General features: G+C 66.8%; 17 protein-coding genes. 1 reads left to right on the plus strand and 16 read right to left on the minus strand.

Annotated features, from left to right (window positions below):
- Window positions 1-15: 15 nt before the first annotated feature.
- Window positions 16-777, plus strand: coding sequence for a sulfurtransferase (locus EC845_RS00170; protein WP_123295213.1), 762 nt, complete (start codon window positions 16-18; stop codon window positions 775-777).
- A gap of 9 nt (window positions 778-786) precedes the next feature.
- Here the strand turns inward: EC845_RS00170 and EC845_RS00175 are convergent, their stop codons facing one another.
- The 16 genes from EC845_RS00175 to EC845_RS00250 form a co-directional block, all read right to left on the minus strand.
- The gene (locus tag EC845_RS00175) at window positions 787-2,640 is read right to left on the minus strand and encodes a phosphoethanolamine transferase (protein ID WP_123295214.1); all 1,854 of its coding nucleotides are present in this window, start codon (window positions 2,638-2,640) and stop codon (window positions 787-789) included.
- Window positions 2,641-2,907: 267 nt separating this feature from the next.
- Window positions 2,908-4,002, minus strand: coding sequence for a transporter (locus tag EC845_RS00180; RefSeq protein ID WP_370451216.1), 1,095 nt, complete (start codon window positions 4,000-4,002; stop codon window positions 2,908-2,910).
- A 144-nt stretch (window positions 4,003-4,146) separates the two neighbouring features.
- A complete protein-coding gene (locus tag EC845_RS00185) occupies window positions 4,147-4,878 on the minus strand; it encodes an OmpW family protein (protein WP_123295215.1) in 732 nt (243 codons plus the stop codon).
- A gap of 340 nt (window positions 4,879-5,218) precedes the next feature.
- A complete protein-coding gene (locus EC845_RS00190; protein ID WP_123295216.1) occupies window positions 5,219-5,911 on the minus strand; it encodes a TetR/AcrR family transcriptional regulator in 693 nt (230 codons plus the stop codon).
- 120 nt (window positions 5,912-6,031) lie between these two features.
- Entirely contained in the window at window positions 6,032-6,736 is a 705-nt protein-coding gene (locus EC845_RS00195) for an ABC transporter ATP-binding protein (protein WP_123295217.1), read from the minus strand.
- Window positions 6,729-7,607, minus strand: a complete 879-nt coding sequence (locus EC845_RS00200; protein ID WP_123295218.1) for an ABC transporter ATP-binding protein — start codon at window positions 7,605-7,607, stop codon at window positions 6,729-6,731. The genes EC845_RS00195 and EC845_RS00200 overlap by 8 nt, the downstream gene beginning before the upstream one ends.
- The gene (locus EC845_RS00205; protein WP_123295219.1) at window positions 7,604-8,662 is read right to left on the minus strand and encodes a branched-chain amino acid ABC transporter permease; all 1,059 of its coding nucleotides are present in this window, start codon (window positions 8,660-8,662) and stop codon (window positions 7,604-7,606) included. The genes EC845_RS00200 and EC845_RS00205 overlap by 4 nt, the downstream gene beginning before the upstream one ends.
- A complete protein-coding gene (locus EC845_RS00210; RefSeq protein ID WP_123295220.1) occupies window positions 8,659-9,537 on the minus strand; it encodes a branched-chain amino acid ABC transporter permease in 879 nt (292 codons plus the stop codon). Before EC845_RS00210 ends, EC845_RS00205 begins: the two co-directional genes overlap by 4 nt.
- 18 nt (window positions 9,538-9,555) lie before the next feature.
- On the minus strand, window positions 9,556-10,740 hold the full coding sequence (locus EC845_RS00215) for an ABC transporter substrate-binding protein (RefSeq protein WP_123295221.1): 1,185 nt from the start codon (window positions 10,738-10,740) through the stop codon (window positions 9,556-9,558).
- A gap of 148 nt (window positions 10,741-10,888) precedes the next feature.
- Window positions 10,889-11,896 carry a PDR/VanB family oxidoreductase gene (locus EC845_RS00220; protein WP_123295222.1) on the minus strand — a complete coding sequence of 336 codons (1,008 nt, stop codon included), beginning with the start codon at window positions 11,894-11,896 and terminating at the stop codon, window positions 10,889-10,891.
- Between the two features lie 244 nt (window positions 11,897-12,140).
- On the minus strand, window positions 12,141-12,935 hold the full coding sequence (locus EC845_RS00225; RefSeq protein WP_123295223.1) for a GntR family transcriptional regulator: 795 nt from the start codon (window positions 12,933-12,935) through the stop codon (window positions 12,141-12,143).
- Window positions 12,936-12,956: 21 nt separating this feature from the next.
- Complete coding sequence (locus EC845_RS00230) at window positions 12,957-14,063, minus strand: aromatic ring-hydroxylating dioxygenase subunit alpha (RefSeq protein ID WP_123295310.1); 1,107 nt, start codon at window positions 14,061-14,063, stop codon at window positions 12,957-12,959.
- Window positions 14,064-14,271: 208 nt separating this feature from the next.
- Window positions 14,272-15,096: a YbgC/FadM family acyl-CoA thioesterase gene (locus tag EC845_RS00235; RefSeq protein ID WP_233597888.1), complete on the minus strand. Its 825-nt coding sequence runs from the start codon at window positions 15,094-15,096 to the stop codon at window positions 14,272-14,274.
- Window positions 15,097-15,235: 139 nt separating this feature from the next.
- Window positions 15,236-16,201: an alpha/beta hydrolase gene (locus EC845_RS00240; protein WP_233597877.1), complete on the minus strand. Its 966-nt coding sequence runs from the start codon at window positions 16,199-16,201 to the stop codon at window positions 15,236-15,238.
- A gap of 127 nt (window positions 16,202-16,328) precedes the next feature.
- Window positions 16,329-17,855: a tripartite tricarboxylate transporter permease gene (locus EC845_RS00245; protein ID WP_123295224.1), complete on the minus strand. Its 1,527-nt coding sequence runs from the start codon at window positions 17,853-17,855 to the stop codon at window positions 16,329-16,331.
- A 10-nt stretch (window positions 17,856-17,865) separates the two neighbouring features.
- Window positions 17,866-18,309: a tripartite tricarboxylate transporter TctB family protein gene (locus EC845_RS00250; RefSeq protein WP_123295225.1), complete on the minus strand. Its 444-nt coding sequence runs from the start codon at window positions 18,307-18,309 to the stop codon at window positions 17,866-17,868.
- Window positions 18,310-18,524: the final 215 nt, after the last annotated feature.

An 18,524-nucleotide genomic window follows, 5' to 3' on the forward strand; every position in this document is an offset into this window, starting at 1 on the left:
CTACAATCTCGCCCTATGCCTGCCGTGCTCAATATTTCCGCCTACCTGTTCACTCCCCTGCCCGATGCCGGCGCACTGCAGCCCATCCTGCTCGAACGCGCCCAGGCGCTGGAGCTGAAGGGCACCATCCTGCTGGCCGAGGAAGGCATCAACCTGTTCCTGGCCGGCAGCGCCGAATCCGTGCGAGGCTTCGTCGCCCAACTGCATGAAGACACACGATTCGAAGCCCTGGCGCCCAAGGAGAGCTGGTCGGACAAACAGCCCTTCCGCAAGATGCTGGTCAAGGTCAAGCCGGAAATCATCCGCATGGATCACCCGACCATCCAGCCGTCCCAGGGACGCGCCCCTTCGGTCGCTCCTGCCACGCTGCGCCGATGGCTGGATGCGGGCCACGACGACGAAGGCCGCCCGGTGGTGACGCTCGACACGCGCAATGCCTTCGAAGTCGACCACGGCACGTTCGACGGCGCGATCGACTGGCGCATCGACAAGTTCACCGAGTTTCCCCCGGCCCTGGCCGCCCACCGCGACGAGTTGCGGGACAAGACGATCGTGAGTTTCTGCACCGGCGGCATCCGCTGCGAAAAAGCCGCGATCCTGATGCAGGAAATGGGCATCGCGCACGTCTACCAGCTCGAAGGCGGCATCCTCAAGTACTTCGAGGAAACCGATGGCCGCCACTACCACGGCGACTGTTTTGTCTTCGACGAGCGCCGCACGCTGGCCCCGGATCTGAGCGAAAGCCACGCGCGCGGCACCCCGCCCGCACGCGACTGACCGTCCTCCCTAGTGCGGCGGACGGGCGGGCCCCTGTTGCGGCCCGGCACAGTCGAGCGCCGGCAGTTCGCGATCGAAATCGATGATGCTGCCGGTGCTCGGATCGATGAGGCGCTCGGTCGCCGCCCGGTAAAGACCCGATGACAGGCTGAGCGCCGGATCGTAGACCGGCACGGCGATGCCGGCCAGGTCCAGCAGGGAATGGAACATCACCCGGTAGTCGGTGCGCAGAACCGAAGCGGCGCGCAGCGCCTGCATCTGGCCGTCATGGCGGTGCGCATAGTTGGCGGTGGGCCAGAAAAACGCGGCCGGCAGAAAGTTGGGCCGGCTCGGAAAACCGTGGCTGGCCCGGCCGCAGGTGCCGTCGAACAGCGTCTCGCCATGGTCGGAGACAAACATCAGCCAGCCTTGCCCGGCTTGCCCGGTCGTGTGCTCCACCCGCTGCATGACTTGCGACACGAACCAGTCGGTGTAGAGCACCGAGTTGTCGTAGGCGTTGTGCAGGGTGCTCAGTTGCGCCGGATCCCACGGGTCGACCGCTTCGCCGGCCGGTGCGGCGGGGCGGAATTTCTCGAACTCGGGCGGATAACGCAGGCTGTACTGCGCGTGGCTGCCGCGCGTGTGCAGCACGATGAGCTGCCGGGGCTCGTCCTGCCGCGCCAGCACCTCGTCGACCCAGGGCAGCAGATCGCCGTCGTAGACACCGGGACGCCAGCCTTCCGGGCTGACCGAACGCACTTCGTCGGCCTGGGCCAGCACCATGCTGATGCCCGCATCGTCCTTGCCGAAAGGCGCCTGGGTGGTGAACCAGTAGGTCTTGAAACCGGCCTCCTTGAAGGCCTTGAGCACCGACGGCTCGGGCTTGAACAGCCCCTCGACCTGCGGCAGGCGCCGCGTGAACAGCGGCGGCACGGCCTGCCGGGTCACGGAAGCCGCCGACACGAAATCGCGCAGGCTGACCAGATTCGAGGCCTGCGCGAGGTGGGGTGTGGTGTCGCGCGGGTAGCCGTTGATCTGCAGGTGGTCGGCGCGCAGCGATTCGCCCACGACCAGCACATAGACCTCACGCACGGGCTGCACCGGTGCCTGCGCACTGCGGCGGGCCCCGAAGCCCATGCCGTTGACGTGCTGGCGGATGACACGCATGGCGTCCTGATACGCATAGAAGTCGGCGATGCGCAGGGGAATGCCGGCCGGGTAGCTGATCAGCATGGCCCGCGGCAGTCCGCCCATGCGATAGGCCACGGCACGGTCGAGCTTCTGCTGGTCGGTGCGCCAGGCGTCGCGCACTTCGGACACGGCCAGGGCCACCGCCAGCGGCACCCCCACCAGCAGCGGCAGCCAGACCCCCAGCACGGTTCGCGCACGGCCGGCCGGCCAGCACAGCCCGATGCGGTGCAGCCAGGCCGCCAGGGCCCAGGACGCCAGCAGCGCCAAGGCCGCCAGGCCGAGCACGATGACCCCGGTCGTCCCCAGCCAGCTCATGGCCTCGGTGCGATCGGTGTCGGAGATGACGCCCAGCAAGGCGGCATGGGTCGGCGTGCCGAACTGGCTCATGTAGAACAGTTCGAGCGGCAGCAGGGTCATGAAGGGCGACAGCACCGCAATCGCGATCCACACCCGCCGCACCGCCGCCACCAGCATGGCGACCAGCAGCAGGTTGACGAAGAGCACATGCACACGGCCGGAACCGATGATCTTGTGGCCCGGCAGGGCCCAGTTCCAGGGCTCGCCCAGAAGATACAGATTGGGGTACATCAGCAGGGCGACGAATCCCCCCACCAGGAGCCAACCCAGGCGGCGCTGGGCCGCAGAAGCCAGACGCGGCGCTGCCGCTGCGTTCTGGGCGTTGTTCTTGTTCATCTCGAAATCACCCGGGCAAGGCTCGCGTCCCGCACCGAGACTTCGCGCAGGAAGCCCGTGGATCGGGACCACGACACGGCGCAGGCCGTGCAGCCAAAGCCGCGCATTGTAAACGTGCGGTCAAGCGGCAGGCCAGCACGTGCAAACCCTCGAACGCCCGGTCGACTCCGGGCGGCGTGCAACGCGGCGACGGAACCGTCGCTGCACCGACACGACTCGGCCGGATCGCCGCATCCAGTGCACCGCCGCTTGCAGCGGTCCGAAGGCTCAGCGCTTGTTTCGAAAGGCCAGCCAGGCCGCGATCGCCGTGAAGCTGAGCACGATCGCCACCACGATCCAGAAGCCGTGGCCGTTCTCCGCCAGGGGAATGCCCCCGACGTTCATGCCGAACAACCCGGCCAGGATGTTGATGGGCAAAGCCAGCACCGTCACCACCGTCAGCACAAAGAGGCTGCGGTTGTTGTCTTCGTTGACGTTGGCGGCGATCTCCTCCTGCAGCAGCTTGATGCGCTCCTGCAGGGCCTGCATGTCGCGCAGCACGACCGAGAACTCTTCGGTGGCGCCGCGCAGCTCGTCGATGTCGTCGGCGGCCATCCAGCCCGGCGGCCGCTGCAGCAGACGGAACAACGCCGCCGGCTCGGGGGCCAGCAGGCGTTGCAGGCGCACCAGCAGCCGGCGCAGCACGCCCAGGCGGGTCCGCCGCTGGTCGAGCCGGCCCCTGAGCAGTTCGTCCTCGACGGCGTCGACCCGCGCCGTCACGCCCCTCACGATCTTGACCAGCGCATCGGCCTGGGCCCGCAGCAGATGCTCGAGCAGCGCCGTGGGCGACGGCGGGGATTCGCCTTCCCGCACCGCGGTGCGCAGGGTGTCGACCGAGCGCAGCGGCTGGTTGCGTGCCGTGACCACCAGGCCCGGTCCCACGCTGATCCACAACGTGGCGATATCGCCGGACTCGAAACCGAAATCGAAATGCACGTCGTTGATCACGGCGACCAGCGCGTCGTCGGTGCGTTCGATGCGGGTGGAAGGCTGGCTCTCGGCCAGGGCATCGAAGAAGTCTTCGGCCAGGTCGACATGGCGCTGCAGCCATTTGACGGCCTGCGCGTGGCTGAGATTGAAGTGCAGCCACAGATAGGCCGGCGAGGACTGGTCCGCCGCAACGGCCGGATCCGGCTGTGCCGACTGACGGGCCAGCCAGTCGGCGGCCTGACGCGAGTTCAGCTCCTGCGCATGGCCCGAGCCCAGCGTATTGAAGAGATAACCGCAGATCAGCCCGGCTTCGTCGCCGCCATAGGTGGCGGCGATGGCCGGTTCGGCCGTGGGCGGACTGGAGGACGATCGAGCCTCGGGGGCAGGCACCACAAATGCTCCGGGCAGAGGCTGCCGGCACGGCCGGCGGACCAAGTTGGACAAGGTCCCTGCATGCTAGGCCCGAACGATGACGTTTCGGTGACACGATGCCGCAGTCTTGTCATCGAAGGCAGGACTGCGGGCGGCGCCTGGCGCTCAGAACCGGTAGGTCAGCGACACGTAGCTCACGATGGGGTCGAGCTTGAGTTTGGTCTGCCCTGTGCCCACCGTGGCGCCATTGCTGTTGAGGCGCGTCGTGAGGTTGGCCTTGGTGTCGAGCGGAATGTACGACACCGACCAGGACACGCCCCAGTGATCGTCGAACTGATAACCCGCGCCGATGTTGATGACGGGCGCAAACGAGTTGCTGAGCTTGGCGCGCGTGTTGGTGACGGGCGCTGCGGCACCGGCCATGGTCGAGTGGAAGCGGTCGGAAAGCTTCACGTCCGAATACCAGACGTAGGTGGCACCGAGGCCGACGAAAGGACGGAACTTGGCCTGGCCGTCGAAGAAGGTGTAGCGCAGCAGCACCGCCGGGCTCCATTGCTTGGCTTCGCCGATGCGGCCCACGCCGGCCAGCGAGCCCGTGCCGTCGAGCTTGAAGGTGGGTGGAATGCCCAGCACGGTTTCGACCGCCCAGTGGCTGTCGAAATAATAGAGACCGCTCAGCCCCACGGTGTTGGCGTTGCTGACCTTCGCACCGGAGTTGGGTATCTGAGTCGAGACACCGCCCACCGTCCGGGTCAGCGGCTTGCTGGAGTCCTGGGGTGAAAAATACATCCATCCCGCGCCCAGCACGATGTCGCCCGCCTGCTGGGCGTGTGCCACCGAGCCACACAGCATGGCCGCGGCCCATGCCGTACCGATCAGAACCTTGGACTTGAGCATGTCGTCTCCTGTTTGTGAATGTCAAAGAAAGATCACGACTCACAATCTAAAGAGGCTCGGAGATGGCCGCATTGCGGGCTAACCACTAAGGCGCCGTCGGCCCGCCTTGTGCGCTGGCCCACACAACAGAGACAGTTCCTCGAGATTCAGTCAGAAATCAAGAAAATCGTTCGAATTTCGTTTGATTATCTGAAATATTTTGCCGATCCATCATAAGAATCGCAATTGAACTGCTATCGGCCACTTCGCTTCGCACTGGTGTTATCACCAATTAAAAGTGCGAACGGTCGTACTTTTTTGGCAACAGGGCAGACGCGTGAAACGGCCTTTTCCGTGCCGTTCAGCGCTTGACGAAACGGACCAGCATTTCCGCACTGTCGCGGGCGCGTGCGTCGATATCGACCTGCCGATCGAAGATGAGCGAAAAAGTATGCTGGTTGGCGACGTTGAAGAAACTCAACGCGCTGATGGACATGTGCAGGTCGACCGGATCGAGTCCGGCGCGGAACACGCCCTCGGTCACCCCGCGTTCGTAAACCGACTGGACGGCCTCGATCGCGGGGATGTTGAGTTCGCGGATGATCTCGCTTTGCGACAGGAACTCGCCGCGGTGGATGTTTTCGTTCATGACCAGGCGGATGAAGTCCTGGTTCTTCCATTGGTACTCGACCGTGAACGAGACCAGACGGCGCAGTGCGTCCTCGGGGCCCAGGTCTTCGAGGTGCAGGTCGGTCTCGATGTGGCGGATGCGGCGGTAGGCCTCTTCGAGCACGGCCACGTACAGGCCTTCCTTGCTGCCGAAGTAGTAATAGATCATGCGCTTGCTGGTGCGCGTCTCGTCCGATATCTCGTCGATGCGCGCACCGCTGAGGCCCTTGGCGGCAAACTCGGCCGTGGCCACCTCCATGATGTTGGCAATGGTGGCGGCCGGGTCGTTGGTCCGCGGAGCCTCGGCACGCGCAGTCTTGCGCACGGCACCGGCAGGTCGTCGGACCTGGCGGATCTTGGGCGCAGCGGTCTCCGGCGCGGTCATCGGTTTTTTATCAGGGGCACTGGACGGCATGGGCGAAGATTATCGCCTCAGTTGTCATACGACGGACGCACACGCAACGCAAGGCCTCGGAAAAAACACCCGATGGGCGCCATGCACCGCTCACCGGCTCACGCCGAGCAGGCTGTCGAGCAGATCGGGCCGGGCCAGCAGGGCCGCCGCCGCGCCCTGGTGGACGACCGTGCCGCGATCGAGCACCACCGCCTGGTCGGCGATCGCCAGGATGGCCTGGGGATGCTGCTCGACGATGATGGCGCTGAGCCCTTCCTCGCGGGTGATGCGGCGGATGGCCTTGAGCAATTCCTCGACGATGATGGGCGCCAGGCCCTCGAGCGGCTCGTCGAGCAGCAGCAGCCGCGGATTGAGCACCAGCGCACGCCCGACGGCCAGCATCTGCTGCTCGCCGCCCGACAGTTGCGTGCCGAGGTTGCCCTTGCGCTCGGCCAGGCGGGGAAACATCTCGTACACCCGCGCCGGCTGCCAGCGGCCCGGGCGGGCCACGGCGGTCAGGTTCTCGTGCACCGTGAGCGACTTGAAGATATTGCGTTCTTGCGGCACCCAGCCGATGCCGGCGGCGGCTCGTTCGTGCGGCGCCAGGCGGTGCAGCTCGGCGTCTCCCAGCCGGATGCGGCCGCCATGCTGGCGCGTGGCCCCCGCCAGGGTGTTGATGAAGGTGGTCTTGCCGGTGCCGTTGCGGCCCAGCAGGGCCAGGGTGTGGCCTTCGGCCAGGGACAGGGAGACGTCCTGCAGCACCACGGCCTCGCCGTAGCCTGCGCGCAACTGGCGCACGTCGAGCAGATCAGCCATGCGAGAGCTCCTGGGGTTGGGTCGATGCGGTGTGCGGATGCGACGGCGGATCGGACGGCGAATCGCCATGGCCCAGATACACCGCCTTGACCTGCGGATCGTTGGCGATCTGGACCGGATCGCCTTCGGTGAGCACGGCGCCGTTGACCAGCACCGTCATGCGTTTGGCAAAACTGAAGACCAGGTCCATGTCGTGCTCGATGAGCAGCACCGACACATCGGCGGGCAGTTCGGCCACGGTGCGCAGCAGCTCTTCCCGCTCGCCGGCGGGGACGCCGGCCACCGGCTCGTCGAGCAGCAGCACACGCGGCTCGCAGGCCAGTGCGATGGCGATCTCGAGCAGACGCCGCTTGCCGTAGGCCAGCGTGCGCGTCGGCTGATCCATCACGCCGAGCAGCCGGAACTCGGCCAGCAGTTGCTCGCAGCGTTCGTTGACTGCGCGGTCGGCGCCCAACGCCTGCCACCAGCGGCGGCCCTGGCCCCGGTGCTGCGCAACCGTCATGGCCAGTGTCTGCAACGGCGTGAAGTTGTCGAACAGCTGGTTGATCTGGAAGGTCCGCACCAGCCCGCGCCGCACCCGCTGGTGAGGCGGCAGGCGCGTGATGTCCTCGCCGTCGAGCAGGATGCGCCCCTCGGTGGCGTCGAGCACGCCGGTGAGCAGGTTGATGAGCGTGGTCTTGCCGGCCCCGTTGGGACCGATCAGGGCATGGCGGGCACCCTGGTGCAGATCCAGGCTGACGTGGCTGGTGGCCGTGATGCCGCCGAAGCGCTTGACCAGCCCGCTGGCGGAAAGCACCACGGGCGCGGCGGTCGCCGCATCCGGGGCCTGCCCGGCCGTGCCGGGAGGCTTGTTCACGAGAGGGGTGCTCATGCCGCGTCCTTCCGCGTGGGTTCCGAAGGGATGGCCTTCTGGCTGCGTCGCCACCAGGTCCAGGGCTTGAACAGGCGCTCGCGTCCGACCAGCATCAGCACCACGAGGAACAGGCCAAGCCAGAACATCCAGTACTGCGGGGTGATCGAGGACAGCACGTCGTGCATGATCTTGAAGGCGATGGCGCCGATCACGCCGCCGTAGAGCCAGCCGGTGCCGCCGATGACCAGCATCAGCATCACGTCGGCCGAGCGCTCGAAGGCAAAGACGTCGAGCGAGGCAAAGGCCGTGGTCTGCGCCAGCAGTGCGCCGGCCGCCCCGGCCACCGCGGCCGCCAGCGTGTAGGCCATGGCAATGCGCTGCACGACCGGAATGCCGATGGCACGGGCCCGCAGCGGGTTGTCGCGCACCGCCTGCAGGGTGGCCCCGAAGGGCGAATGCACCAGGCGGCGCAGCAGCACAAAACACACCAGGGTGACCGACAGCGAGTACCAGGCCGCCGTCTGCCCCATGAAGTCGAACTCGAAGAAACCGAGGATGGGGCCGATCACCACGCCCTGCAGACCGTCCGCACCGCCGGTGAGCCAGTCCATCTTGTTGGCGATTTCGAGCAGGATCAGCGCCACGCCGATGGTGACCATGAGCCGTGTGAGGTCGGTGCCCCGCATGACCGACAGGCTGCCGATGGCGCCCAGCACCGTGGCGCAGGCGGTGGCGACCACCAGTCCCACCAGGGGATCGGGCATGACGTGTTTGGCGAACAACGCGGCCACATATGCGCCGAGGCCGAAGAACGCCGCATGACCCAGCGAGACGATGCCGGTGTAGCCCAGGATCAAGTCGAGCGAGATGGCAAAGAGCGCCACGATGGCGATCTCGTTGACGATGAGGGCCTGATCGCTGAACAGCCACGGCACGGTGAAGGCCACGGCCCAGGCGATCAATTCCCAGGCACGCCAGCGGCTGCGGGCCAGCAGGCTGGTTCCCAGGGCCGACGCCTGCGAGGCCGGTTGCGCCGCGGCGGGCCCGGGCGATGACGAGGAAGTCGGGTTCATGACACGCGCCCTCCCCGGCGCACGAACAGGCCATGGGGCCGCCAGATCAGGATGGCGATCATCACGCTGTAGACGATGAAGGCGCCCAGCTTGGGCACGTAATACTTGCCCGCCATGTCGGCCACGCCCAGCAGCAGCGCGGCCAGCAGCGGTCCGGTGATGGACGAGGTGCCGCCCACCGCCACGACGATCAGGAAATAGATCATGAACTTGAGCGGGAACGTCGGATCGAGCCCGAGCACCTCGGCGCCGAGCGCGCCGCCCAGCCCGGCCAGGCCCGAGCCGACGGCAAAGGTCGCCAGAAAGATCACGTTCACATTGATGCCCAGCCCAGCCGCTACACGCTGGTCGTCGACCGCCGCCCGCAGGCGGCTGCCGAAACGCGTGCGGGTGAGCGCATATTGCAAGCCGACCGTCAACGCCGCGCACACCACGATGATGAAGATGCGGTAGTGACCCATGCCCAGCGTCCAGGCGCCCTCGCCGATCTCGGTGCGGCCGCGCAGCCAGTCCGGCAACTGCACGAGCTGCTGGGTCGAGCCGACGAAGTAGTCCATGGCGGCCACGGCCATGAAGGTCAGGCCGATGGAAAACAGCACCTGGTCGAGATGCGGCTTGCCATACATGGGGCGGTAGAGCGTGCGCTCGAGCACCGCTCCCAGCAGTGCCGTCCCCACGAAGGCGATGGGCAGGCAAAGCAGGAAGGGAACGTCGGCCCGCTGCATCAGCAGCACGGTGATGTAGCCGCCGGCCATGGCAAAGGCACCGTGAGCGAGGTTGATGAAATTCATCAACCCCATGGTCACGGCCAGCCCCACGGCGAGCACAAACAACAGCATGCCGTAGGCGACGCCGTCAAACAGGATGGTGAGCATGGGAAATGCGCTTGCGGTTTACTTGGGGGCCTTGCCCGGATCCTTCACGGCCTTCACGACATCGAACTCGACGTTGTAAAGCTGGCCGTCCTTGCGTTCGACCTTGCGCAGGTAGACGTCGTGCACCACGTCGCGGGTCTCGGGATCGATGGTCACCGTGCCGCGCGGGCTCTCGAAGCTCAGGCCCTTGAAGCCCTTGAGCAGGGCATCGCTGCCTTCGCCCTTGCTGGCCTTGAGCGCTTCGTAGATGGCATGCATGCCGTCGTAGCCGCCGACCGCCATGAAGTTGGGCCGCAGGTTGTTGTTGGCTTTCTTGAAAGCCTCGACGAACTGGCGGTTGAGATCCGACGGGTGGTAGGCCGAGTAATGGTGAGCCGTGACCACGCCCAGCGCGCCGTCGCCCATGTCGTTGAGCTGATCGTCGTCCGTCAGGTCGCCGGTGCCGATGAGCTTGATGCCGGCCTTGTCCATGCCGCGCTCGACGAACTGTTTCATGATCGCCGCACCCGCACCCGACGGCACGAACACGAACAGCGCATCGGGCTTGGCGTCGCGCACCTTCTGCAGGAAAGGCGCGAAGTCGGGGTTGCGCAGCGGCACCCGCAGGCTCTCGACCACTTCGCCGCCATTCTTCTTGAATTGCTCGGAGAAGAACTTCTCGGCATCGACGCCCGGGCCGTAGTCGCTGACCAGCGACACGACCTTCTTGATGCCGTTCTTGGGCGCCCAGTCGGCGATGACCACGGCGGCCTGCGGCAGCGTGAAGCTGGTCCGCAACACATAGGGCGAGGCCTCGGTGATGCTGGAGGTGGCGGCGGCCATCACCAACAGCGGCGTCTTGGATTGCGTGGCCACGGGCGCCACGGCCAGCGCCAGCGGCGTGAGGCCGAAGCCGGCCAGCACGCCGACCTTGTCCTTGATGACCAGTTCCTGCGCCAGGCGGCGGCTGACATCGGGCAGGCCGGTGTCGTCCTTGACGATCAGCTCGATCTTTTTACCGGCGACCGTGTCGCCGTGCTGGGCGATGTAGAGACGTGCGGCGGCCTCGACCTGGCGGCCGGTGGAGGCCTGCTGTCCGGTCATCGGCAGGATCAGCCCGACCTTGAACGTCGAGTCCTGCGCCCAGCCGGGCTGGGCCAGTGTGGCGCCCAAGGCCGCCAGAGCGGCCCAACTGATCCATGTGCGTCGTGTGTTGGCAGTCATGTTTGTCTCCTGGTGTCAGAAATTGTCAATCGGCGGGGAATCATAGAAGTCGAAGGGGCAAAGGGTGCAGGCCATGCCCTGGGGTATTCCCGAGTCCTTGCAAAGCTGTGCAAACCGGGCGCTGCCCGGGGCAACGGGACGACCCTGCTCATGCATGCGTCGGCAAGGTATCGGGCCGGTACGAGGTATCGAGCGTGATGCAGCCCACGACACGCGACACGCAGGCGCAGATGCGGGTGTTGCTGTGCTTTTCCTCGTCCGACAGGAACACGTCGCGGTGGTCGATCTCGCCGTCGAGCGACAGCACGTCGAGGGTGCACAGGCCGCATTCGCCGCGCCGGCAATCGGATACCGCCTCGATGCCGTGGTGCTCCAGCGTCTCCAGCAGGCTGCTGCCGACAGGCACGGTGATCTGAAGGCCATGTCGCGGTACATGGACCGCAAACTCCTGGGCCGCATGACTGCCGCCGCTGCCGAAAGTCTCGAACCGCAGATCCTGCGGCGGCCTGCCCACGCGGCTCCAGGCCAGCTTGATCGCATCGAGCATGGGAACCGGACCGCAGGTATAGAGCAGACCGCCGTGGGCCAAGCCATCGATGGCGGCAGCCAGGTCGGCATGTTCGCCGCGGTCGCCGGCATACAGGTCCAGACGGTCGCCCAGCACCGGCTTCAGCTCTTCGGCAAACGCGAGTTCGGCGGCGCTGCGCGCGCTGTAGATCATGCGCACCGACGCGCCGCGTGCGGCCAGGCGCTGGGCCATCATCACCATGGGCGTGATGCCGATGCCGCCGGCCACCAGCAGGTAGTCCGGAGCCCGTGTGTCGAGCGGGAAATGGTTTTGCGGCGAGCTCACGACGAGGCGGTCGCCTGCGGCCAGGCGCCACATGGCCAGCGAGCCGCCGCGGCCATCGTCCTGCCGTTTCACGGCGATCCGGTAATGCTCGCCGTCGGGCTCGCCCACCAGCGAATAGTGGCGGGTCTGTACCTGGGGCTGACCCAGCGCGCCGGCGACCAGGATCTGCACCTGCAGATGCGCACCGGGGTCGTGCGGCAGGGGCTTGTGCACGATCGGCCGGATGCGCAGCTCACGCACCGTGGGCGTGACATCGTGCAGCGATTCGACGACGGCTTCGGAGAATTCGGTGTTGACGATCATGGGGGGTCTCCCGAGGCAAGAAATCAAGAATGCGGAAAAAACGGCAGCGGCTGGGCACGGGGTACACGGCACGAGGTCGCCGTGCGGCAGGGTGAACGCCCGATCTCATCTTCAATTCAACGATCGGTTTGAATCGGACCGTCGAGCCCGCCGGCTCGGTCGCTGCGGCCGGCCTGGCCGCTCGGCCACGTGCGCCCTGCGCGTGCCGGCCGCGCTCACCGGCCGCCACGGCAGGCTGCAGGCGCTAGCGGCGGCGAATCAGGCTGACGCCGGGGGCATTGGGCTGGTCGGGTGCGGCATGCAGCGCCACCTGCAGATTGCGCTGGGCGATGCGGCAATGCTCTCGGAGCAGAGCCTCGGCGCGCGCGCCTTCACGTGCGGCGATGGCATCGAGCACCTGCCAGTGCTGATGTTGGGCCACGGTCAGCATGTCGCGTGCGCGCCGCGAATGGCAGTCGACGATCACGAAGGCCGAGGGCGACGCAAACGGCAGCTTGACCACCCGATCGAGCTCACGCTGCAGCACCGGCGCCTGCGCCATCGCCTGCACGCATTGGTGAAACACATCGTTGAGCTGCTCGTATCGCGAAATGGCCTCGTCGTCGAGCGTCGCGGCCGCCAGCACGCCGTCGATATCGTTCAGGCATTGCCGGGCGGCATCGAGCGACTCGCGCCGGGCGCCGCGTTCGGCCGCGCGGCGCGCCAGCATGCCTTCGAGCACGCCCCGCAGTTCGATCGCATCGGCCACGTCCTGCTCCCGAAACGTGCGCACGCTGTAGCCGCCACCGGGCGAGGATTCGAGCAGGCCTTCTTCGGCCAGACGGGCCAGGGCCGTGCGCACGGGGGTGCGCGACATGCCCAGCCGCTCGACGATGGCCATCTCGGTCAGGCGTGCGCTGGGCGGCAGGTCGCCGGAAAGAATCGACTCGCGCAGCTGGAGCTGGGCCTTCATGGCCTGCGAGGCGGAAGCCGGCGCACCGGCGCCCGCCGAGGATGCGCCAGGGTCTGCCGTGGTGGAGTCCAGCGTGAGGTCGGGCATGGCTGCAAGTCCTCGCGGCATTCAGGCCACCTGGCGGATGGGCACGACCGTGCGGCCGGGCGGTGTTTCCTTGGCGATCATCTTGTCGATGAGGCGGCGTGCCCACATCGATCCGGCATCGATGTTGAGGTTGTAGAAGATGTGGTCCGGCCGCTCGTCGATGGCCTGCTGCTGGGCCTCGAGCACCAGTTCGTCCTCGCGGAAGATAGTGGCCACACCCTCGCGCAGCAGATGCGTCAGGCGCTGCTCGCCCAGGCAATAGTTGCGCGCAAAGGCCCAGAAGTAATGGCAGGTGCCATCGGTTTCGGGCGTGATGGTGTTGAGCACGAACCCGTTGACGCCGCGGCTGCGATCGCCCTGCGTGGGATCGCCCGCGTTGCCGCCGGGCGGCACCGCGCCGCTGCCCGCTTCGGCCACGCCCACGTCGATGGTGACGGTGCACGGGGCCTCGAAGCGGATGATCTGCCAGCGGTCGACCGGGCCGCGGTAGCCGCGGGCGTGGTCGATCTGCGAAGCCCAGAACGGCGGCGGTTCGACGCCTTCCATCCAGCGTGTGACCGTTGCCGTGCGGTCGCCATGGGTGGCGACGAAAGGCGACTCGGCCACGGCCCGGTTGCCGATGCTCGACCCGTGCACGAAGGTCTCGTGCGTGAGGTCCATCAGGTTGTCGACCACCAGCCGGTAATCGCACTTGACGGTGATCAGCTTGCCGTCGCCCGCCCATTCGGCATCGTCGTTCCAGTGCATGTCGGGAATCAGCGCCGGATCGGCCTTGGCCGGATCGCCGGGCCAGACCCAGACGAAGCGATGTTTCTCGACCGCCGGATAACTGCGCACGCAGGCCGAGGGATTGAGCGTTTCCTGGCTGGGCATGTGGGTGCAGCGGCCGGCGGCGTTGTAGACCAGACCGTGATAACCGCAAACCACCTCGTCGCCTTCGAGCCGTCCCATGGACAGCGGCAGAAGGCGGTGCCAGCAGGCGTCCTCGAGCACCGCGACCTGCCCGTCGCTCTTGCGGAACATCACCAGCTTCTGCTTGCAGATGGTGCGCGGCAGCAGGCTGTGCTTGACTTCGACGTCGTAGGCGGCGGCATACCAGGCGTTGAGGGGGAACGCGGCGGTTTTCATCGGGGTCATTGTCTTCTCCAGGCCTCGGGGGGCATCAAGGGGCAGTTCACTGCTCTCGGTGAAGACAATGTATACAGAGAATGGTTTTTTCAGGCTCAAACAAACCCTAATACAGGGTAAACACCAGTAAAAACGACTTGTCTGTCAAAGCAATGTATTCAAGACCCTCGGCCCCCAACTCGCCTGGCCGCATGCCTGCCCGCAGGCGCTACAGCACCAGCCGCATGGATTGATGGGGGATGCCGACCTCGTCGAAAGGCTCGCCGTAAGGCGCGAAACCGCGGCCACGGTAAAAGCCGATGGCCGACTGCTGCGCATTCAGCACCACTTCTCGGTCGCCGCGCGCGCGGGCCGCGGCGATCAGGCCGTCGAGCACCTGCGCACCATGGCCGCCGCCCCGCACGCCGTGGTCGACCGCCATGCGGCCGATGCGCCCCACGCCCGGCGCGTGCTGCAGCAGCCGGCCGGTGGCGATGCCCTGCCCCAGGCCGTTGTAGACCACCGCATGCACGGCCGTCGCATCGGCCCCGTCCCATTCCTCGTGCTCGGGCACGCCCTGCTCCACCACAAAGACCTCGCGGCGCAAGGGCTGGGCGTCGGCCTGCAGGCGTGCCCAGTCGCCGGTTTCGAGCCGGCAGGCGGCACCGTCCGACTCGAAGCGCTCGAGCAGGCCGCGCAGCACGACAGGAACCGGCGTGGGCACGCGACGAGCCGCATCCACGCAGACATAGACGACCTCGGCCCGCGCCAGCACGGTGTGCTCGCGGCGCATCGCCGCCTCGAGCGTGACCGAGGTACGCCCCACGCGCACCAGCCGCACGCCGATGCGCAGGCGGTCGTCCGGCCGGGCCGAAGCGAAGTACTCGACGGCAGCCTTGCGCACCGGCAGTTCGGTGCCCAGGCGACGCATGGCCGACGCGTACGGCACGCCCAGTGCCCGCCAGTACGCCATCACGGCGGTGTCGGCATACATCAGGTAATGGGCGTTGAAGACGATGCCCTGGGCATCGACCTCGGCCCGGCGCACGGTCAGCGCATGATGAAAACGGGAGACGGGCGCCGCATGCGCCGATGCGGCGGAGGGGGCAGTGGAAACAGAGCTGGAGGTCGTCACGTTGGAATCCGGAATGCAGGTTGAGTCGGTGGGCAGGCCGCGTGCGTGGGTGCGGAGATCAGGCCAGCGCGGCACGAATCACGGCGGCCAGATCGGTATGCGCCTTTCGGGCTTCGGGCAACGCACGGCCCATCTTGATGAACTCGTGCGTGACCCCGCGGTAGATGTCGAGCTCGACGGGCACGCCCGCCATGCGCAGCCGGTCGGCGTACTGCACGCCCTCGTCGACCAGCGGGTCACACTCGGCCAGGCCGATCCAGGCCGGCGCGACGCCCTCCAGGTCGTCGGCATACAGGGGGGCGAAACGCCAGTCGTCGCGGTCGCGGGCGTCGCGGATGTAGTGTTCGAAGAACCAGGTGATGCCCTCGCGCGTCAGCACATGGCCGTCCGCATAGGTGTGGTGCGACGCGGTGTCCTGATGTCCGGTGCAGCCCGGATAGATCAGCGCCTGCAGCGCCAGCGGCAGACCGGCATCGCGCGCCAGAATGGCGCAGACCGCCGCCAGCGTGCCGCCCGCGCTGTCGCCGCAGACCGCCAGGCGCCGGCCATCCAGGCCCCAGTCGTCCAGCGCGCCGCTGGCCAGGGCCGAGCAAGCGTCCCAGGCGTCGTGCGCGGCGGTCGGGAACTTGTGCTGCGGCGCCAGGCGGTAGTCGAGCGAGACGACGGCGCAGCCGGCCTGCCCCGCGATCTCGCGGCACAGCGCGTCGTGCGTGCGCACGCTCCCGACGGTGAACCCGCCGCCATGCAGGTAGAGCACCACCGGCAGGCCGGGCTCCGACGTGGGCCGGTACAGACGGACCGGCAACGGCACGCCGTCGCGAGCGGGCAGCGTGCGGTCCTGCACCTGGTGCAGCGCGCGCAAGGGCACTTCGAGCACGTTGGCGCCTTTTTCATAGGCGGCGCGCGCCTCGTCGGGGGTCAGGCTGTGCAGCGGCGGGCGCCCGGCGCGCGCCATGCGGTCGATGACGTCGCGCATGGCCGCCGTCATGGGCGCCGGCGCGGGATAGGTGGGTTGGGACTTCATGGCCACGATGCTAACGCGCCCGCCGCCGCCTTGCGTGGGGCAAAAAAAAACGGCATCCGCAGATGCCGTCCGGCTCAATGGCGGAGCCGCAATGCGCTTCGGGGCGCTTGGTGATCGAATCGGGATGTCAGGCGGCGCGTCCCTCGGCCACGTCGAGTGCGCGCTTGGCAGCCACGGCTCGGCGCACGGTCGACCAGATGGCCCACAGCAGCAGCGCAGCCGTCACCGCCAGCAGTCCTGCACTGATGGGTCGATTGATGAAGATGGCCGGGTCGCCACGCGAGAGCAGCATGGCACGGCGCAGGTTCTCCTCCACCATGGGGCCCAGGATGTAGCCCAGCAGCAGCGGCGCGGGCTCGAACTTCAGCACCATCAGCGCATAGCCCAGCACCCCCAGCACCGCCACCATGTAGATGTCGAACTCGTTGTTGTTGACGCTGTACACGCCGAGCGCCACGAACACCAGAATGGCCGGATACATCCATGCAAAGGGAATGCGCAGCAAGGCCACCCACAGGCCGATGGTGGGGATGTTGAGCACGACCAGCATGATGTTGCCGATCATGAAGCTCACCACCAGGCCCCAGAACAGCTCGGGCTGCTCGCTGATCAGCAGCGGACCGGGCGTGATGCCGTGGATGATGAGCGCGCCCATCATCACCGCCATCACCGCATCGCCGGGAATGCCGAGCGACAGCGAAGGCACGAAGGCGGTCTGCGCGGCGGCGTTATTGGCCGACTCGGGCGCCGAGATGCCCTCGATCGCACCCTTGCCGAAGCGGCTCGGATCCTTGGCCACGCGTTTTTCGATGGCATACGACATGAAGGCCGCGATCGACGGTCCGACACCCGGCAGTGCACCCAGTGCGGAGCCCAGGGCCGAGCCGCGCAGCATCGGCGCGATGGTGGCCTTGAACTCCTCGCGTGTCGGCATCATCGAGCGCATGGTGACGCGCTCGGGCTGCTGATTGGTGTGGTCCGCATTGATGCATCGCACCACCTCGGCAATGCCGAACAGGCCCATGGCGAGTGCCACGAGGTTGATGCCGTCCATCAGTTCGGGCAGGCCGAAGTGATAACGGGCCACGCCCGAGTTCACATCGGTGCCCACCATGCCCAGCAGCAGTCCGAAGACCACCATGGCCAGGCCCTTGGCGGCCGAGCCCGAGCTCATCGAAGAAGCGGCCACCAGTCCCAGCACCATCATCGAGAAGAATTCGGCCGGACCGAACTTCAGGCCCAGGTCGGCGATCATCGGCGAGAACAGCACCAGCAGGATGAGCCCGCTCATGGCGCCGACCAGCGAAGCGATCGTGGTGACGAACAGGGCCAGGCCCGAGCGGCCTTTCTTGGCCATCGGATAGCCGTCCAGACAGGTCACGGCCGACGACGGCGTGCCCGGCAGGTTCAGCAGGATGGAGGCCGTCGAGCCGCCGTACTGCGCGCCGTAGTAGACGCCCGCGAGCATGATGATGGCCGCGGTGGGGGGGATGTGATAGGTGATCGGCAGCAGCAGCGAGATGGCCGCCAGTGCGCCGATGCCGGGCAGCACGCCCACGACGGTGCCCAGCAGCACGCCAAAGAAGCAATAAGCCAGGGTGGTGGGTTCGGCTGCGACCTGCAGGCCGAGCAAGAGATTGTCGATCAGTTCCATGGTGTCTTCCTCACAGGCTCCAGGGCCAGACCGGCAGGATCATCCGCAGGCCGACCGCAAAGATCAGCACGGTCAGCCCCGAGATCACGGCGCTCAAGATGAAACGCGTCTTGAGCGGCATCGTCACCGGCACCAGGGCCAGCAGGCAACTGACGAACGTCGCCAGCGCCATGCCCAGCAGGCGCAGCGACACGGCGAACAACACCACGCTGGCCACCGACCAGAACAGGTTGCGCCACTGCACCACGATCGGCGAGCCCTGGCGCCACCAGGCCGGCAGCGCGACCAGCAGGCCCAGCACGGCCAGCAGCCAGCCGAGGATGACGGGAAAGTAGCCGGGGCCCATGCGCGCAGCCGTGCCCATGTTGTAGCGGCTGCCGTAGACGGCAAAGAAGACGCCCGCGGCCAGCATCGCCAGGCCGCCCAGGAGGTCGTGTGTATCTCGGTGTTTCATTGCGGACTCGCAGTTCTCCGTGTTGTGTGGATCTAGGGGGTCTGCGGACAGCGGGCGCGTGGATGCCCGGGTCAGGACGGGTGCTTGTTGTGATTATTTTGGGCGCACCTATCCATGCGGGTAGTCACTTCAATAAAAGAAGTCGATATCCGCTTTCTATTTCGATTTTTCTTTTGAAAACCTTAAGAAAAATGCCGATCTGTCCTAGCGCTGCA

It is taken from the genome of Comamonas sp. BIGb0124, assembly GCF_003752175.1.
In the GTDB taxonomy this organism is placed as follows: domain Bacteria; phylum Pseudomonadota; class Gammaproteobacteria; order Burkholderiales; family Burkholderiaceae_C; genus Comamonas_F.

What these genes read in the sequence shown, in the direction of transcription:
- EC845_RS00170 (WP_123295213.1), top strand. Translation starts at nt 16, where the DNA reads ATGCCTGCCGTGCTCAATATTTCCGCCTACCTGTTCACTCCCCTGCCC.
- EC845_RS00230 (WP_123295310.1), bottom strand. Translation starts at nt 14,063, where the DNA reads ATGAAAACCGCCGCGTTCCCCCTCAACGCCTGGTATGCCGCCGCCTAC.
- EC845_RS00185 (WP_123295215.1), bottom strand. Translation starts at nt 4,878, where the DNA reads ATGCTCAAGTCCAAGGTTCTGATCGGTACGGCATGGGCCGCGGCCATG.
- EC845_RS00205 (WP_123295219.1), bottom strand. Translation starts at nt 8,662, where the DNA reads ATGAACCCGACTTCCTCGTCATCGCCCGGGCCCGCCGCGGCGCAACCG.
- EC845_RS00190 (WP_123295216.1), bottom strand. Translation starts at nt 5,911, where the DNA reads ATGACCGCGCCGGAGACCGCTGCGCCCAAGATCCGCCAGGTCCGACGA.
- EC845_RS00215 (WP_123295221.1), bottom strand. Translation starts at nt 10,740, where the DNA reads ATGACTGCCAACACACGACGCACATGGATCAGTTGGGCCGCTCTGGCG.
- EC845_RS00195 (WP_123295217.1), bottom strand. Translation starts at nt 6,736, where the DNA reads ATGGCTGATCTGCTCGACGTGCGCCAGTTGCGCGCAGGCTACGGCGAG.
- EC845_RS00200 (WP_123295218.1), bottom strand. Translation starts at nt 7,607, where the DNA reads ATGAGCACCCCTCTCGTGAACAAGCCTCCCGGCACGGCCGGGCAGGCC.
- EC845_RS00245 (WP_123295224.1), bottom strand. Translation starts at nt 17,855, where the DNA reads ATGGAACTGATCGACAATCTCTTGCTCGGCCTGCAGGTCGCAGCCGAA.
- EC845_RS00240 (WP_233597877.1), bottom strand. Translation starts at nt 16,201, where the DNA reads ATGAAGTCCCAACCCACCTATCCCGCGCCGGCGCCCATGACGGCGGCC.
- EC845_RS00250 (WP_123295225.1), bottom strand. Translation starts at nt 18,309, where the DNA reads ATGAAACACCGAGATACACACGACCTCCTGGGCGGCCTGGCGATGCTG.
- EC845_RS00210 (WP_123295220.1), bottom strand. Translation starts at nt 9,537, where the DNA reads ATGCTCACCATCCTGTTTGACGGCGTCGCCTACGGCATGCTGTTGTTT.
- EC845_RS00220 (WP_123295222.1), bottom strand. Translation starts at nt 11,896, where the DNA reads ATGATCGTCAACACCGAATTCTCCGAAGCCGTCGTCGAATCGCTGCAC.
- EC845_RS00225 (WP_123295223.1), bottom strand. Translation starts at nt 12,935, where the DNA reads ATGCCCGACCTCACGCTGGACTCCACCACGGCAGACCCTGGCGCATCC.
- EC845_RS00175 (WP_123295214.1), bottom strand. Translation starts at nt 2,640, where the DNA reads ATGAACAAGAACAACGCCCAGAACGCAGCGGCAGCGCCGCGTCTGGCT.